Origin of the sequence: Neisseria mucosa (genome assembly GCF_003044445.1) — a bacterium.
GTDB classification, from domain to species: domain Bacteria; phylum Pseudomonadota; class Gammaproteobacteria; order Burkholderiales; family Neisseriaceae; genus Neisseria; species Neisseria mucosa_A.
The window spans coordinates 1-15,845 of record NZ_POWX01000003.1; the positions used below are offsets into that span (position 1 = coordinate 1).

13 protein-coding genes are annotated in these 15,845 nt (G+C 53.8%); 4 read left to right on the forward strand and 9 right to left on the reverse strand.

Annotated elements, in window-relative coordinates; genetic code table 11:
* From DBY90_RS02245 to DBY90_RS02275, 7 genes are all read right to left on the reverse strand, one after another.
* A partial coding sequence (locus tag DBY90_RS02245; protein WP_185952179.1) for a helix-turn-helix domain-containing protein occupies positions 1–181 on the reverse strand: 181 nt, incomplete at its 3' end.
* 90 nt (positions 182–271) lie between these two features.
* A complete protein-coding gene (locus tag DBY90_RS02250) occupies positions 272–832 on the reverse strand; it encodes a hypothetical protein (protein WP_070492520.1) in 561 nt (186 codons plus the stop codon).
* Positions 833–959: 127 nt separating this feature from the next.
* Positions 960–1,460, reverse strand: a complete 501-nt coding sequence (locus tag DBY90_RS02255; RefSeq protein ID WP_039855956.1) for a hypothetical protein — start codon at positions 1,458–1,460, stop codon at positions 960–962.
* Positions 1,461–1,938: 478 nt separating this feature from the next.
* The gene (locus DBY90_RS02260) at positions 1,939–3,849 is read right to left on the reverse strand and encodes an alpha-amylase family protein (RefSeq protein ID WP_070492521.1); all 1,911 of its coding nucleotides are present in this window, start codon (positions 3,847–3,849) and stop codon (positions 1,939–1,941) included.
* A gap of 453 nt (positions 3,850–4,302) precedes the next feature.
* Positions 4,303–6,591 (reverse strand): TonB-dependent zinc receptor ZnuD, encoded by a 2,289-nt coding sequence (gene znuD, locus DBY90_RS02265; protein WP_070492522.1) that lies wholly within the window; start codon positions 6,589–6,591, stop codon positions 4,303–4,305.
* 303 nt (positions 6,592–6,894) lie between these two features.
* The gene (locus DBY90_RS02270) at positions 6,895–7,371 is read right to left on the reverse strand and encodes a cupin domain-containing protein (protein ID WP_070492523.1); all 477 of its coding nucleotides are present in this window, start codon (positions 7,369–7,371) and stop codon (positions 6,895–6,897) included.
* Between the two features lie 94 nt (positions 7,372–7,465).
* On the reverse strand, positions 7,466–8,875 hold the full coding sequence (locus DBY90_RS02275; RefSeq protein ID WP_070492524.1) for a leucyl aminopeptidase: 1,410 nt from the start codon (positions 8,873–8,875) through the stop codon (positions 7,466–7,468).
* Between the two features lie 168 nt (positions 8,876–9,043).
* Between DBY90_RS02275 and lptF the strand changes: the two genes are divergently transcribed.
* Together lptF and lptG are read left to right on the forward strand one after the other, a co-directional pair.
* Positions 9,044–10,159 carry an LPS export ABC transporter permease LptF gene (gene lptF / locus DBY90_RS02285; protein WP_070492525.1) on the forward strand — a complete coding sequence of 372 codons (1,116 nt, stop codon included), beginning with the start codon at positions 9,044–9,046 and terminating at the stop codon, positions 10,157–10,159.
* Positions 10,156–11,226, forward strand: coding sequence for an LPS export ABC transporter permease LptG (gene lptG / locus DBY90_RS02290; protein WP_070492526.1), 1,071 nt, complete (start codon positions 10,156–10,158; stop codon positions 11,224–11,226). Before lptF ends, lptG begins: the two co-directional genes overlap by 4 nt.
* Positions 11,227–11,601: 375 nt before the next feature.
* Here lptG and aroD read toward each other — a convergent pair whose 3' ends face one another.
* Positions 11,602–12,369 (reverse strand): type I 3-dehydroquinate dehydratase, encoded by a 768-nt coding sequence (aroD, locus tag DBY90_RS02300; RefSeq protein ID WP_070492486.1) that lies wholly within the window; start codon positions 12,367–12,369, stop codon positions 11,602–11,604.
* Positions 12,366–13,064: a TIGR02117 family protein gene (locus tag DBY90_RS02305; protein WP_083286732.1), complete on the reverse strand. Its 699-nt coding sequence runs from the start codon at positions 13,062–13,064 to the stop codon at positions 12,366–12,368. Before DBY90_RS02305 ends, aroD begins: the two co-directional genes overlap by 4 nt.
* A gap of 366 nt (positions 13,065–13,430) precedes the next feature.
* Here DBY90_RS02305 and DBY90_RS02310 point away from each other — a divergent pair, with 366 nt between their 5' ends.
* Both DBY90_RS02310 and DBY90_RS02320 read left to right on the forward strand, forming a co-directional pair.
* The gene (locus tag DBY90_RS02310) at positions 13,431–14,849 is read left to right on the forward strand and encodes an SLC13 family permease (protein WP_107986488.1); all 1,419 of its coding nucleotides are present in this window, start codon (positions 13,431–13,433) and stop codon (positions 14,847–14,849) included.
* A gap of 107 nt (positions 14,850–14,956) precedes the next feature.
* A complete protein-coding gene (locus DBY90_RS02320) occupies positions 14,957–15,466 on the forward strand; it encodes a peptidylprolyl isomerase (protein ID WP_003743061.1) in 510 nt (169 codons plus the stop codon).
* The last annotated feature ends 379 nt before the right edge of the window (positions 15,467–15,845 follow it).

Here is a 15,845-nt window from a genome sequence, read left to right on the forward strand (position 1 = left end):
CGGTCATGGTTTTGGATTGGGGATGTTCGAGTGCGCCGATGCCGCCTTCTTGATAGGCGCGTATCCACCGTCGCAGGTGGGTTCGGGAAATGCCGTAATGATCTGCGGTACGCTGTTGGCTGCGTATATGCAGGTAGTGGAGTACGGCTTGGTATTTGAAGTGTAATGTATATTTGCTCATAAAAAAACTGCACCTTGTGAGTTGGAGGGGGATGTCCAACTTTTGGGGTGCAGTTCAATTTTCAGACGACCTTTTGTCATTGTTGCCGAATTAACGGCGACGACCGAATCCGCGACCCATCGGGCGGCGGTAGTTGGAAGGTTGTTGGGTGGTTTGACGGTAGCGGGGTTGTTGTTGAGCCTGCTGCGCGGGGATGCTGCGGGTATTCAGTTGCTGGCTGGTACGGCCGTTTGGACGGGCAGTTTGGTAGTAATGGGAACGTGCGCGCTGTGCAATCGGGCTGTTTTGGTTGTTCGCACGGGTGAATTTGTTTGCCAGCGCGTTACCGATAAACGCGCCTGCGGCTGTACCGATCAGGCTTTGGAGCAGCCAGCTTCCTGTGGATTGGTCGTAAATATATTGTTGTCCGTCTTTGCCGGTAACGGGTTGACCGTTGTTGCCGTTGGCTTGCGCTTCGGCAGGGATGGTGTCTTGTACGGCTTCGGGAGTGAGTTGGTAAACGGTATTGTCCTGCTGGCCGTTTTGCTGTGCCAATTGTTGTTGCAGGGCTTCGATTTGTTTTTGCTGCTGTTCAAGCTGTGCTTGCGTATTGTCTTTGCAGGCGGCAAGGGCGAAAGCGGAGAGCGCGGCTAAGGCGATAATTTTTTTCATTGTTCTGTGTTTCCTTGGTCGGTTGTCATTAATGCCGTCTTATGTAAGTCGGCGGCGTGGTTCTAAGCGCGTGGCCTGCCTGCCATATGGTGTGTTTTGGGGATTTATCAAGCAAGGTTTCTCTTTTTTACAATGGGAGTTTCGGTAGTTTGGCTGCAAAAGCAAGACTGTCGGCAACAATATTTCCTTGAGGTTTCACTTCGTGTTCGGTTTCCATAATAAGCAGTTTGTCGGGGCGGCGGGCGTGCAGGCTCATGTGCATTTCAGCGGGGGAGAAGGGGAGGTGATGGTGTTTGGCAAATGTTTGTGCGCGTTGATTGGCGGTTTTGAGCATGGGCATCAGGGTGATGTCGAGATGGAAGCGGCGAACACCCAAAATAAGGATGCGTGCGGCGAAGAAGTCGGCTTCTTCCGTAAACACGGCGGGACTGTTGCAGTTGAAGTCGTGGCGTTCGGCTGCAATCAATGTGGCGAGAGAGCGGATTTGCGGAATCAGGGCCTCGCTGATAAGGCCAGAAGTTTGGGGAACGGGGTCGTCTGAAAATGTGTTGTGGCTGTTGCCGTCAACAATCATATGGCAGCGGTGGAGGGTTTGTGGACGTCTTTGGATATTTGCAGAGAGGTTCATGGCTTTTCCTTTATTTACAACTGTTCGCATCGTTTATTGGGATTGGCGGCCACGAAGGGTATAAAAAAAGCCGCTCAATCAGGGCGGCTCTTGTTTTGCTGTTCATTTCCGTCTGTTTCAGACAAGCGCAAAAAAGTACCGCACGTTTGTGTGGTACCAATAGAAGAATGCGTTTGAATGCTTAGCGGTTTGCATGACGGTATTTCGCTGGATATTGAATATATATGCGTCGAAGTTTAAAGCAGAAAGTCGAATAATTTCAATACTTGATGGATAAATTTGATTAATAATTCTTCAACTTGTTGTAATTAATAGAATTTATTTTTAAGCTGTGTATGGGGAGACGCATGGTATGCGGATGTTGGGGGTGAAGTATCATCGCTTGGGCAGGTTTGATGCCGGATATTTTAAAAAGGTCGTCTGAAAACGGGAAATACCGGTTTCAGACGACCTCTGCGTTTTTAAGCTGCTTCAATCATCAGGCGATTTCGAGCCACATCACTTGGTAGGGGCGCAGCACCAAATCCTGATTCAGTGCCACTGTCTCGCCGCTGATGAGGTCTTTGGCACGGGCGGGCATGGCTTGCAGGGTGTGCGCGCTGATGGTTTGAGCGTGTTCGCTGAAGTTGCCGAACGCCAAAAGCGCGTTGTTGCGGATGTAGCCGATGATGTGTTTGTTGTTGGTGTTGAAGGTCACCAGACGGCCGCCGTTCAAACGCGGGTTGTTTTGGCGGATGTCTATCATGTGGCGCAGGCCTTGATAGATTTGTCCGGCTGCGGTGGATGCGTCGTGGCGTTGTTCGTACAACTCGGCGTTGTAACGCGGACGGTGCGCCCAGCGGCTGTCGTCGCTCTTATTGCTGTCGCTTGACCAGTCGTCGTCATTCAACGTGCCGACTTCGTCGCCGAGATAAATCAGCGGCAGGCCGCCGGTACTCAGGGCGATGCTGTACAAGAGTTTGATGCGGTCAACAGCGTGTGGGTCGTGTTGTGCTAAACCTGCCAAAGCGGCGGCAGTACCACTGACGCGGCAGTCGCCTGTGTTGGGGTTGTATTGGAAAGGCACGCCGCGCGCAAAGCTGCCGTCGAAATGGTTGACGAAGAAGCGGTTGAGGAATTGGCGGTGGTCGTAGCCGTGGATGCCGAATTGCGATGCGTCTTCGTCGGCAAACGTCCAGCCGATGTCGTCATGGCTGCGGACGTAGTTGACCCATGCGGTATGGTCGGGCAGGTTGTGGCGGTAGGAGAGGGCTTGGTGGAGCAGGTTGACTTCTCGGGTGGCGAGGGTGTTCCACAACAATGCCATTTGCAGCGGGTTGTAGCCGATTTGGCATTCGTCTTGTGCGATGTATTGGACGACTTGGTCGGGGTGGACGATGGCTTCGGATTTGAAGAACACGGCAGGTGCGGCGATGCGCATGACGGCGTTGAACGCGCGGATTAAGGCATGGGCTTGCGGCAGGTTTTCGCAGCTTGTGCCCATTTGCTTCCAAATGAAGGCAACGGCGTCCATACGCAGGATGTCAACGCCCAAATTGGCGAGGAACATCATTTCGCCCGCCATGGCGCGGAACACCCAGGGATTGCTGTAATTCAAATCCCATTGGAAGGAATTGAACGTCGTCCACACCCAGCGTCCGTCTTCTAATTGGGAGAAGCCGCCCGGATGCTGGTCGGGGAAGATTTCGCGCAGGGTGCGGTCGTATTGGTCGGGCATCCAGCGGTCGGGGAAAATATAGTAGAAATTGTCGAAAAGCGGATTGCCGGCGGCGCAGCCTTTTGCCCATTCGTGTTCGTTAGACGTGTGGTTGAAGATGAAATCGACGACGGCGGAAATGCCTGCTTCGTGCAGCGCGGCAATGACATCGCGCAAATCGTCTATCGTACCCAAAGCGGGATTGACATCGCGGTAGCTGCTGACCGCATAGCCGCCGTCGCTTTTGCCTTCGGGACATTTAAACAGGGGCATCATGTGCAGATAAGTCAGCCCCAGCTCTTGGAAATAAGGGATTTTGGCTTTTAAGCCTTTCAAATCGCCCGCAAACAAATCGACATAGCACACGCCGCCAACCTGTTTGTTAGACAAAATCCAATCGGGATCGCTCTCGCGTGCGGCATCAATGGCTTTCAGAGACTTGTCGCGTTGGGAATAGCTTTGCCATGCTTGTGCAATCAGTTGTTCCAGCATGGGCAGGACGGCTTCGTTGTCGTTGTAAACGTTGTCCAGCTCGTGCATCAGCTTGGGAAAATGCTCGTCCAAACGTCTGTCAAACTGTTTCCAATCTTCGGAAGCTTCGATGGTCGCACGCTGTTTGGGGCTATATTCTGCCAAGGCGCGCTCTTTGAGATGATGCAGGGTCAAATCGACCTGTTGGGTCTGGGTCAACATGATGTTTACTCCGAGTTGAGGTTGGATTTGTTTGGAAGCCTGATTCCGGCGGGAATGCTGGCCGGAAACAGGCTTATCATACTTTAAGAAACTACTTGTGAACAGAGTTTGGAGAGGAGTAACCGTATTGTTTTATGTGGAATTTTTTTAAATCTAGGGCGGCGGGTGTGCTTGGGATAACTGTATATATTATTTAGAAAAAAATTTCATGTATGGAAGACGGTAGGGCAGGGGGATGTTTGGGACGAAGGGGGGGAGGAATATCGGATACCTGTCGGATGATTTGGTTTACAAAGGTTTATGACGAGCGCGGAAAGGCTGGATTAATAGTGAAATCATACGGATGAAAACAATTTCCTTTGACGGAAGTCAAATGATTGGGATGACATGAAGGGATAAATAGAAAAGGTTTTCAGAGGTCGTCTGAAAACCTTTTCTCTTGTCTATCGCCCCTTAAAACTTAAAGTTCACGCCGCCGGTGAAGCTGCGTCCCATTTGCGGGGTGTCGGACAGGAAGCTGCTGTGGGCGTAAACGGATTGGTTGAACAGGTTGTCTGCTTTGACATACCAATTCCACTCGCCGTAGCCGGTGCGGCGGCGGTAGTTTGCGCCGAGGTTGAGCATATGGTGTCCGGGCGTGCGCGTTTCGTAGCGGGCGAGTTTGTTTTGGGCAAACACGCGGTAGTAGTCGAGATGGGCATCGATGCGGTCGGTCAGCGCGGCATTCAGGTGAAAGCCGAGTCGTGCGGCGGGCACGCGCGGGGCGTTTTGGTCGGCTTGGGCAATGAGTGGGCGGTTGCCGTAGGCGTCTTCCCTGCCGGGCAGCGACGGAAGGTTTTTCAGACGACCTCTGACGTAGTCGCCGGACAGTCCGATGCGGTAGCGCGGCGTGGGCTTGAAGAAGATTTGGCCTTCCGCGCCGTAGAAGTCGGCACCGGATTGGTTGTAGCGCACGAGTTTCATTTCGCTGTCGTCTTCGATGGATTTGGGGCCGCGTCCGTCGTTGAGGGTTTGGGCGTAGATGTAGTTGCCGAAGCGGTTGCGGTAGAGTGCCAGATTGTATTGCCAGCGGTCGCCTTCGTAGCCCAGCGCGAGTTCGATGTTGTTGGAACGCTCTTTGTTGAGGTGTTTGTTGCCGACTTCAAAAGTGTTGGTGGCGACGTGTTTGCCGTGTGCGTACAGCTCTTGCGTTGACGGCAGGCGCTCCTGATGGGAAGCGGTCAGGCTGAGTTTGTGGTATGGCGAGAAATACCAGTTGCCGGAAAGCGCGAACGAGCGGGCGGTTTGGCGGTGCGCGCCGAGGTCGGGCAAGGGGTGGTTGTAGTAGTTTTCCCGATCAATCAATGCCTTGTCGTACTGGATGGCGGCTTTTTGTTTTTCCACGCGCACGCCGCCTTCAAGCGAGAAATTGTCCCAATTTGCCTGTTCTACGCCGAAAAAGCTGTAATGATGCACATCGTTGTCGATCAGCATCGGTTGTTGGACGGTTTCGGGAATGGCGGAAAGCGCGCTGGATTTTTGGGTCAGGTATTGCACGCCCCAACTGCCTTTCAGACGACCTATGGGCAGATGGCGCAATTCGATGCGGGCATTTTGCGTTTTGTTTTTAAAGAAGTTTTCCACCGCATCGCCCGCTTTTTCGTCGTGGCGGTAGTCGTTGCGGTTCAGATGCACGCGCAGGGCTTCAAAACCGGGGAGCGGCTGCTTCCATTCGGCGCGGATTTCGTAGCGTTTGTTGCGCAGGTCTATCCACGGTCTGCCGTTGTGGGTATGCGCGTGTGCATTATCGTCGTCATGGAAGCCGCAGCTCAAACCCGGATTGTCGTAATCGACGTCTTCTTCGGTCAACAGGTGCGGATAAAGCTGCAAATAGCGTTTGTTAATCAAACTCTTCTGCCAAATGATGTCGGCGTGGCAGTCGTCGTAGAGATGGCTGTGGGCAGGCAGGCCGTAGCGGTCGCGACGGTCGCTGTATGCCGCGCCGATAAAGCCTTTCTCGCCCACCCAAGACAGCCCGATGCTGCCCGTTTGCGAATCGGCATGGCTGTCAGGCAGCCGTTTCAGATGACCTTCTTCCTTGCGGTAACGCGGTACGGCGTAGTCGCCCGATTTGCGGTACAACCCTTCCGTGTGCAACACAAAATTTTTGCCCAGTCCGACATTGATGCCGCCGGACGTGAGTTTTTCCAAATTGCCGCTGCTCAGGCGCAGCCCCAGTTCGCCCGATACGCCGTTTTCAGGCATTTTTTCGGGGATTTTTCCATCGGCAACATCCACCAAGCCCGCCACATTGCCCGAGCTGTACAATAACGTTACCGGCCCGCGCAGGATTTCGACCTGTTGCGACAAGGCGGTGTCCACCATCAGGGCATGGTCGGGCGAGAAATCCGCCATGTCGCCGGTTTCGCCGTGATGGTTCAACACTTTAATCCGTCTACCCGTCTGCCCGCGTATCACAGGCGCGGACGCGCCGCCGCCGTATTGCGAAGCATGGACGCCCGGCACGCCGTTGAGCGCATCGCCCAGATTGACGGCTTTTTGCCGCAGCGTATCGCCGCTGATGATTTTGTCGGAGGCAGTCGAAGTGTGCAGCAGCCCCGAAGTAGCGCGCGGATGGCTTTTACCGACGACGTTGACCGTTTCCAAGTCCACCGTCTGCTCGGTTTCATGCGCTTGGGCGATGGCCGGAAGATTGATGATCAGTAATGCTAAAACAATGGGTTTAAGCGTGGCTTGTGTCATTTTGGGTTTCCCGTCATATTTCAAATAAATTGTTATTATATAACATCACATCATTAATATGACAAGAATTCAAGGAACAAACCGCATTTGATGCGGCAAAACAGCCAAGCCCAAGCCCATACAAACAGCAAAAAACTAAAGGTCGTCTGAAACCCAATATCTTGAAAATGATAAAAAAGACGGAAACAGCGGCAGCGCGCCATCCCCTCGTTTGCTTGGAACGAATCATGTTGCCTAAACAACAAAAAAGGTCGTCTGAAAACGCAATATGGTTTTCAGACGACCTTGTCGGTTTGATGACTGCTATTTGGTAGCTTGGGCGGCGGCGGTCTCGGCAATCAGGTCAAGGAAGACCAGCGGCTCTTTACCGATGTTCTTCAACGCATGGGACTGGCCGGGGCGGGCGATGGTGATGTCGCCGGCGCCAACTTCGGTCTGTTTGCCCGTGCTGTCGGTAAACACGCCTTTGCCCGATACGATGATGTAAACGTCTTCGTTGTCGGTGTGTTTGTGTTCGCCGATGGATGCGCCCGGCGGCAGGGTCAGCCAGCCGATTTCCCTAAACGCGTCTTGTGCGGCGGTCTGGTGGCGGTTGAAGGCGAAGCGGCCGAGCAGCGGGCCTTTGCCTCCGGCTGCATTTTCGCGGTTCCACTCCGCCAAGTCGGCTTTTTTGTACACTTGGACGCTACGGTCGGTAGGTTTGGCCTGTTCCGCGGCGTGGATACTGACGGTCGTGCCGAGCAGAAAGGCGACGGACAATGCGGCAAATAGCGGTTTCATCATGGTTCTCCGTTTGTTGGTTGTATCAGAAGATGATGCGTTCCGTTTTCAGACGACCTGCGGGGTCGGTTGCTTACCCCGCAGGCGTCCAGACTTATTTCACGTTGCGCAGATAGTTCAGCAACAAGGGAACAGGGCGGCCGGTTGCGCCTTTTTCGCTGCCTGATTTCCATGCCGTACCCGCGATGTCGAGGTGCGCCCACGGGTAGTCTTCGGTGAAGTAAGACAGGAAGGTGGCGGCGGTAATCGTGCCTGCGCCGGGCGTGCCGATGTTGGGGATGTCGGCGAAGTTGGATTTGAGCTGGTCTTTGTAGGTTTCAAAGAGCGGCAGTTGCCATGCTTTGTCGTCCACGTTGCGGGAGGCGGCGAGCAGGCTGTCGACCAAATCTTGATTGTTCCCCATCACGCCGCTGACGTCATGCCCCAAGGCGATGATGCACGCGCCGGTCAGGGTGGCGACGTCGATGACGGCTTTGGGCTTGAACTGCTCGGCGTAAGTGAGCGCGTCGCACAAAATCAAACGACCTTCGGCATCGGTGTTCAACACTTCAATCGTCAGACCTTTCATGCTTTTCACGACGTCGCCCGGTTTGTTTGCCGCGCCGGAAGGCATGTTTTCGCAAGTGGCGACGACGGCGACGAGGTTGATCGGCAGTTGCAGTTTGACGGCGGCGCAGAAGGTGCTGATGACGGTTGCCGCGCCGCACATGTCAAACTTCATTTCATCCATGTTCAAACCGGGCTTAAGAGAGATACCGCCGGTGTCGAAGGTGATGCCTTTGCCGACCAAGACGACGGGGGCGGCTTCTTTGTCGGCTGCGCCGAAGTAGCTCAATTCAATCAGATAGGGGTCTTCCACGCTGCCTTTGGCAACCGACCAGAAGGAACCCATGTTTTCTTTGATGTAGTCTTTTTCGATGATTTTGGCGTGTGCGCCCAGTTTTTCGGCTTCGGCTTTGGCGGTGCGCGCTAAGAATTCGGGCGTGCATTCGTTGGGCGCGGCGTTGCCCAAGTCGCGGCAGAGGCTTTGTCCGTAAACCTGCGCTTCGGCGACGCGCAGGGCTTCTTTGACGGCGGCTTCGTGTGCGGTGTGGAACACGGCTTGTGCGAATTTGGCGGGCTTGGCTTCTTTTTTGTAGCGGTCGAAACGGTAGGCGGCGTTGCCGAACGCGATGGCGAAGGCTTCGGCAACGGCGGCGGCTTGCGCTTCATCGAAGGCATGGATGTCCGCATTGACCGTTTCCTGATTTTGCGCCCATTTGGCGGCTTCGGCGGCAGCTTTGTTCAGCGCGGCGCGGTCGGTTTTTTCGAGGCGGACGACGGCGACTGCCTGCAAACCGTTGTCCGTCGGTATTTTGGTGTCGGCAAAAGTTTGACCTTCTTCAAGCGAAGACAAAAGGGCAAGGGCGGTAGGGTGGTTTAATTGCGCTGCTTCGGTGCAGACAAATAACTGCGCGCCTGCCTGTTGCGGCTGCAAGGTTCCGGCTTTTGTGCTAAATTCCACGTTTATTCTCCTGATTGAGATGGTTTCGGGTAGTTTCAGACGACCCTTTGCATCAAGAGGTCGTCTGAAAACGGTTGGAAAGATTGTACTCCATTTGAGAGGTCGTCTGAAACCTTGCGCAGACAATCCGCCTGCGCCGAACCGCTTACCGCTCCTAGCCGCGATTCTATGATTTATCAAAGAAACTTCATCAAAGAACTCTCTTTTACCGCAGTCGGCATTTTCGTCGTCCTCTTGGCGGTGTTGGTCTCCACGCAAGCGATTAACTTGCTCGGCCGCGCCGCCGACGGGCGCGTCGCCATCGATGCCGTGTTGGCATTGGTCGGCTTCTGGGTCATCGGCATGACGCCGCTTTTGCTGGTGTTGACCGCATTCATCAGTACGCTGACCGTGTTGACCCGCTACTGGCGCGACAGTGAAATGTCGGTCTGGCTCTCCTGCGGATTGGCGTTGAAACAGTGGATACGCCCCGTCATGCAGTTTGCCGTGCCGTTTGCCATCCTGATTGCCGTCATGCAGCTTTGGGTTATGCCGTGGGCGGAACTGCGCAGCCGCGAATACGCCGAAATCCTCAAGCAGAAACAAGAATTGTCGATGGTGGAAGCGGGCGAGTTCAACAGCCTAGGCAAACGCAACGGCAGGGTTTACTTCGTCGAAACCTTCGATACCGAATCCGGCATCATGAAAAACCTGTTCCTGCGCGAACAAGATAAAAACGGCAACGACAACATTATCTTCGCCAAAGAAGGCAATTTTTCGCTGAACGACAACAAGCGCACGCTCGACCTGCGCAACGGCTACCGTTACAGCGGCACGCCCGGTAAAGCCGACTACAACCGCGTTTCCTTCCAAAACCTCAGCCTGATTATCAGCACCACGCCCAAACTCATCGACCCCGTTTCCCACCGCCGCACCATCCCGACATCCCAGCTCATCGGCAGCAGCAACCCGCAACATCAGGCGGAATTGATGTGGCGCATCTCGCTGACCGTCAGCGTCCTCCTGCTCTGCCTGCTTGCCGTGCCGCTTTCCTATTTCAACCCGCGCAGCGGCCACACTTACAACATCCTCGTCGCCATCGGGCTTTTCCTGATTTACCAAAACGGACTGACCTTCCTGCGCAATGCCGTGGAAGAAGGCAAAATCCATTTCTGGCTCGGACTGTTGCCCATGCACATCATCATGTTCGCCATTGCCGTCGTACTCCTGCGCGTCCGCAGTATGCCTAGCCAGCCCTTCTGGCAGGCGGTTGGCAAAAGTCTGACATTGAAAGGCGGAAAATGAACCTGATTTCACGTTACATCATCCGCCAAATGGCGGTTATGGCGGTTTACGCCCTCCTTGCCTTCCTTGCCCTGTACAGCTTTTTCGAGATCATCAACGAAGTCGGCGACTTGGGCAAAGGCAGCTATAACGGCGCAACCATGGCGCAATACGTCCTCATGCAAATGCCCGCGCGCGCCTACGAACTCATGCCCCTCGCCGTCCTCATTGGCGGACTTGTCTCCCTCAGCCAGCTTGCCGCCGGCAGCGAACTGACCGTCATCAAAGCAAGCGGCATGAGCACCAAAAAACTATTGCTGATCCTGTCGCAGTTCGGACTGATTTTCGCAATCGCCACCGCCGCGCTCGGCGAATGGATTGCCCCCGTCCTCAGCCAAAAAGCCGAAAACATCAAATCCGCCGCCATCAACGGCAAAATCAGCACCGGCAATACCGGGCTTTGGCTCAAAGAAAAAAACAGCATCATCAACGTGCGCGAAATGTTGCCCGACCATACCCTGCTGGGCATTAAAATTTGGGAGCGCAACGACAAAAACGAGCTGACGCAGGCGACGGAAGCCGAGTCCGCCGTTTTAAACAACGATGGTAGTTGGCAGTTGAAAAACATCCGCCGCAGCACGCTTAGCGAAGACAAGGTCGAAGTCTCGACCGCAGCCGAAGAAAACTGGCCGATCGCCGTCAAGCGTAACCTGATGGACGTATTGCTCGTCAAACCCGACCAAATGTCCGTCGGCGAACTGACCACCTACATTAGCCACCTCGAAAACAACAACCAAAACACCCAAATCTACGCCATCGCCTGGTGGCGCAAATTGGTTTACCCCGTCGCCGCCTGGGTGATGGCACTCGTCGCCTTTGCCTTCACCCCGCAAACCACCCGCCACGGCAATATGGGCTTGAAACTCTTCGGCGGCATCTGCCTCGGCTTGCTGTTCCACTTCGCCGGACGGCTCTTCGGGTTTACCAGCCAACTCTACGGCGTCCCACCCTTCCTCGCCGGCGCACTGCCCACCATAGCCTTCGCCCTGCTCGCCGTTTGGCTGATACGCAGGCAGGAGAGAAGATAAAAAGATGAATTCGGGGAAAACGTCGTCTGAAAACGGTTTTGCGAAATACGCTATGCCTGTTTTCAGACGACGTTTTGTTTGGTTTGATGTTGGGTAGGGCGGGGTAGCGGAGGGTACGGTTTATTTGGATTGTTATAGTGGATTAAATTTAAACCAGTACGGCGTTGCCTCGCCTTGCCGTACTATTTGTACTGTCTGCGGCTTCGTCGCCTTGTCCTGATTTAAATTTAATCCACTATATAAGCCAATCCGCTGTAAAAGTCGTCTGAAACCAATCCGTCGCTCAGGAGATTTGCCCGCCAAATTGCTGAAACAAAGAAAACGAGGTCGTCTGAACGCTGTTTCAGACGACCTCTTGTCTTTTTGTTTTTATGGTTATCCGGCGGTGTTGCCGTTTTCCAAAACATCCAAGATGTTTTTCAGGCTGGCGGAATCAAGCTGACCGGGCGCGGAGGCGGTTCCTGCCGTGCCGAATGTGATGGCGGAGCCGAAGGTTGAGCCTGCGATGCGGCTGACGAGTCCGAGTTTGCCCATAGAAATGGTAACAATCAGACGGTTTGCGACTTGACAGGCTTCCCAAGTGGCGTCCAAAAGCGTCAGGACATCGGCGGGACTTTGGGGCATCACGGCGATTTTGCAGATGTCTGCGCCTGCCTCTTCCATTTTTTTCAGACGACCTGTGATGTCCGACTTGGCGGGCGTTTGATGGAAATCGTGGTTGCTCATCAGGACGACGGTGTTGTTCGCCTTGGCGGTAGCAACCGCTTGGCGAACTTCGCTTTCTCCAGCGGAAAGTTCGATGTCGATGATGTCGATGATGCCTGAAGCGGCGGCTTTATCGAGCAGCTCGAAATAATATGCTTTGCTGCAAGGGTATTCGCCGCCTTCCTCCGCCCGTCGGAAGGTAAACAGCAGCGGGGTTTCGGGAAACGCATGGCGCACTGTGACGGCTTGGGCGAGCAGGTATTCGGGATTGCCTGCTTGGACGAAATAGTCGGCTCTGAACTCGATAATATCGAAACAGGCGTGTTCGAGATTTTTCAGGGCGGCGGATAAGGCCGCTTCGTCTCGGGCAACTAAGGGAACGGCGATTTTCGGCTGCCCGCTGCCGAGCGTGAGATGGCGGATGGTCAGAGTTTTCATGGGTTTTCTGCTGTATTGGTACGATGGCTGTCGAGCAGCGGATCGGGGAACGGTGTCCAGACGACGCCGTTGATGCCGCTTTCGGTTAGGCGGCGGTTGAGCCAGCTGTTGCATGTATTGAAAAGATGGTAACGCCCTTCTGCCTCATAAAATGCGTCGTCAGCGCTGTAATGTGCGCCAACGACGGGGATGGCTTTGCCTGCTTTCAATTTGAAATGACGCATCAGGTTGGCACTCAGGCGGCGGTATTGCTCGCGGCTGACGGTAAATTTGACGGTATTTTCCCCTTCAGGCGGCGGATCGCGGTAGTAGACGGCGTGAATCAGCGTGCTGTTGACTCCGCTTAATGCCTGCACCGCCGTAGATGCGGTCAAATCTGCCCACTGCGGCGTGTTCAAATAAAAATTGCGCTCGCCCCAGCCTATGCCGACGTAGCGGATGGGGGCATCGCCTTGCCCTGCGCGACTGTCGGCAGGATTGATGATGCTGGTCCAGTCGAAGAGGTCGTCTGAAAGCGGCATGACGACATCAGCGTGTACGCCGTTGCTGTGCAGATAAAGGGTTACGTCGCCGTCGGAGGCATTGGTACCGTCCTGCGGAATCTTACCAAGTATGTAGGCGGCGGCAAAGTAAAGGATGGCGGCGATGATAAATGCCAACAGGGCTTTCAGGAGGATTTTGAATATTTTTTTCATTGACGTCATGACGTCGGTTAAGGATGCGGCATCATATCACGATAACGGTATGAATTAAGGTTTTCAGACGACCTCATTGAAAGCTGGGTCGTCTGAAAATCAAAAGATATTTTCATTTCCCATCAATCCGTTTTCGTAAAAACCGCGCCCGATTGTTAACATTATATTTACACTACACGCGATTACAAATATACTCATCGCCATGCTGCACGGCTTTGTTTGCCTGAAATCCAAAGCCTGCGAACGCCCCGCTACGGGAAACAAGAAAAACCGATTCAGTGGAATCAATAAAAAAGCAACGTCAGGCGATGAGCCTAGGCATCAGCGGTTTTAACGATTTCGCGTTATGTTTCAGAGGAATACTTCATGGACTTACATGCAAAGGACAAAACCCAGCATCCTGAGAATGTCGAGTTACTCAGCGCGCAAAAGCCGATTACCGACTTTAAAGGTCTGCTGACCACCATCATCTCCGCCGTCGTCTGTTTCGGCATCTATCACATCCTGCCGTACAGTACCGATGCCAACAAAGGCATCGCACTGTTGATTTTCGTTGCCGCGCTTTGGTTTACCGAAGCCATCCACATCACGGTCACCGCATTGATGGTGCCGATTCTCGCCGTCGTACTCGGCTTCCCCGATATGGACATCAAAAAAGCGATGGCGGGCTTTGCCGATCCGACGATTTACATCTTCTTCGGCGGCTTTGCGCTTGCCACCGCCCTGCACATGCAGCGTCTCGACCGTAAAATCGCCGTCAGCCTCCTGCGCTTATCGCGCGGCAATATGAAAGTCGCCGTGTTGATGCTGTTTGCCGTTACTGCCTTCCTGTCCATGTGGATCAGCAATACCGCCACCGCCGCCATGATGCTGCCTTTGGCAATGGGTATGATGAGCCATCTCGACCAAGAAAAAGAACGCAAAACCTACGTCTTCGTCCTGCTTGGCATCGCCTACTGCGCCAGTATCGGCGGTTTGGGCACTGTGGTCGGTTCGCCGCCGAACATGATTGCCGCCAAAGCCCTGAATCTGGACTTCGTCGGCTGGATGAAACTCGGTCTGCCGATGATGCTGTTGATTCTGCCGCTGATGCTCTTCTCCATGTACGTCATCCTCAAACCTAATCTGAACGAGCGCGTGGAAGTCAAAGCCGAGTCTATCCCGTGGACGCTGCACCGTGTAATCGCGCTGTTGATTTTCTTGGCTGCTGCCGTCGCTTGGGTATTCAGCTCCAAAATCAAAGAAGCGTTCGGCATTTCCAACCCCGATACTGTCATTGCCCTGATTGCCGCCGTCGCCGTCGTCGTATTCGGCGTGGCGCAATGGAAAGAAGTCGCCCGCAATACCGACTGGGGCGTATTGATGCTCTTCGGCGGCGGCATCAGCTTGAGCGCGCTGCTGCAATCTTCCGGCGCGTCTGAAGCCTTAGGTCAGCAGGTTGCCTCCACCTTCTCCCATTCGCCCGCATTGCTGGTGATTTTCGTGGTTGCGACTTTCATTATCTTCCTGACCGAGTTCACCAGTAACACCGCCTCCGCCGCGCTGCTCGTGCCGATTTTCGCCAGCATTGCCACGCAAATGGGACTGCCCGAACAAGTCTTGGTATTCGTTATCGGCATCGGCGCGTCTTGCGCGTTCATGCTGCCGGTTGCCACGCCGCCCAACGCGATTGTGTTCGGTACAGGCTTGATTAAGCAACGAGAAATGATGAACGTCGGCTTGCTGCTGAACGTCCTCTGTATCGTATTGGTTGCACTGTGGGCTTATTTCGTCCTGATGCCGTAAACCCGTAAAACCATAGCCAAGGTCGTCTGAAAGAATATTTTTCAGACGACCTTGAAGTTTTTCCGCCCAGCACCATTTCTAAAAAGATTCTTAACGAAAGGAAACCCATGATTATCCTGCACACCAACAAAGGCGATATCAAAATCGAACTCGATTTCGACAAAGCCCCTGTTACCGCCAAAAACTTCGAGCAATATGTCAAAGACGGCTTCTACGACGGCGTAATCTTCCACCGCGTCATCAAAGGCTTCATGATTCAAGGCGGCGGCATGGACGAGAACATGAACGAAAAAGAAACACGCGAGCCGATTCAAAACGAAGCGTCCAACGGCCTGCCGAACGAGAAATACACCATCGCCATGGCGCGTACTTCCGACCCGCATTCCGCCAGCGCGCAATTCTTCATCAACACCGCCGACAACGCCTTCCTGAACTTCCGTTCTAAAGAGCTGTACGGCAAAACCGTCGTCCAAGACTGGGGCTACGCCGTATTCGGCAAAGTGGTCGATGGTTTTGACGTGGTCGATGCCATCGAAGGCGTCGCCACCAAACGCCACGGCTACCACGACGACGTACCGACCGAACCCGTCGTCATCACCAAAGCCGAAGTGGTATAAATTCGACGCATTACATCCCATAACGCAAAAAGCAGCCTGAAACGGGCTGCTTTTTTTTGCGGATAAGGCATATCGCCGGCTTCTTTGGTTTTTGACGAATCAGTTGCCATCAACCGTCAAAAATTAATCAAACAAACCTGTTGTATTGGTAGCGTAGCGTGGGTTTTGCACAAGGGAAAATATGTAGGGCGAAACTAAGCAGGGCGGTATGCCTGACTATTTTTTTAATCCGCAACGAAACAGGCGAAAACCTGTGTTTGGGTTTCGACTGTTGGGGGTGAAAAGGGCTATTTGCAAAGTTCTCGATAACAACAAAAGGCCGTCTGAAAACAGGTTTTCAGACGACCTTTTCGTTTTTTACCTCTCAACAACGGGTTGG

Bases quoted from the DNA above. Each gene is read 5' to 3' on its own strand.
- lptF (WP_070492525.1), top strand. From the start codon at position 9,044: ATGATTTATCAAAGAAACTTCATCAAAGAACTCTCTTTTACCGCAGTC.
- DBY90_RS02270 (WP_070492523.1), bottom strand. From the start codon at position 7,371: ATGAAACCGCTATTTGCCGCATTGTCCGTCGCCTTTCTGCTCGGCACG.
- znuD (WP_070492522.1), bottom strand. From the start codon at position 6,591: ATGACACAAGCCACGCTTAAACCCATTGTTTTAGCATTACTGATCATC.
- DBY90_RS02260 (WP_070492521.1), bottom strand. From the start codon at position 3,849: ATGTTGACCCAGACCCAACAGGTCGATTTGACCCTGCATCATCTCAAA.
- DBY90_RS02320 (WP_003743061.1), top strand. From the start codon at position 14,957: ATGATTATCCTGCACACCAACAAAGGCGATATCAAAATCGAACTCGAT.
- DBY90_RS02310 (WP_107986488.1), top strand. From the start codon at position 13,431: ATGGACTTACATGCAAAGGACAAAACCCAGCATCCTGAGAATGTCGAG.
- DBY90_RS02255 (WP_039855956.1), bottom strand. From the start codon at position 1,460: ATGAACCTCTCTGCAAATATCCAAAGACGTCCACAAACCCTCCACCGC.
- aroD (WP_070492486.1), bottom strand. From the start codon at position 12,369: ATGAAAACTCTGACCATCCGCCATCTCACGCTCGGCAGCGGGCAGCCG.
- DBY90_RS02305 (WP_083286732.1), bottom strand. From the start codon at position 13,064: ATGAAAAAAATATTCAAAATCCTCCTGAAAGCCCTGTTGGCATTTATC.
- DBY90_RS02250 (WP_070492520.1), bottom strand. From the start codon at position 832: ATGAAAAAAATTATCGCCTTAGCCGCGCTCTCCGCTTTCGCCCTTGCC.
- lptG (WP_070492526.1), top strand. From the start codon at position 10,156: ATGAACCTGATTTCACGTTACATCATCCGCCAAATGGCGGTTATGGCG.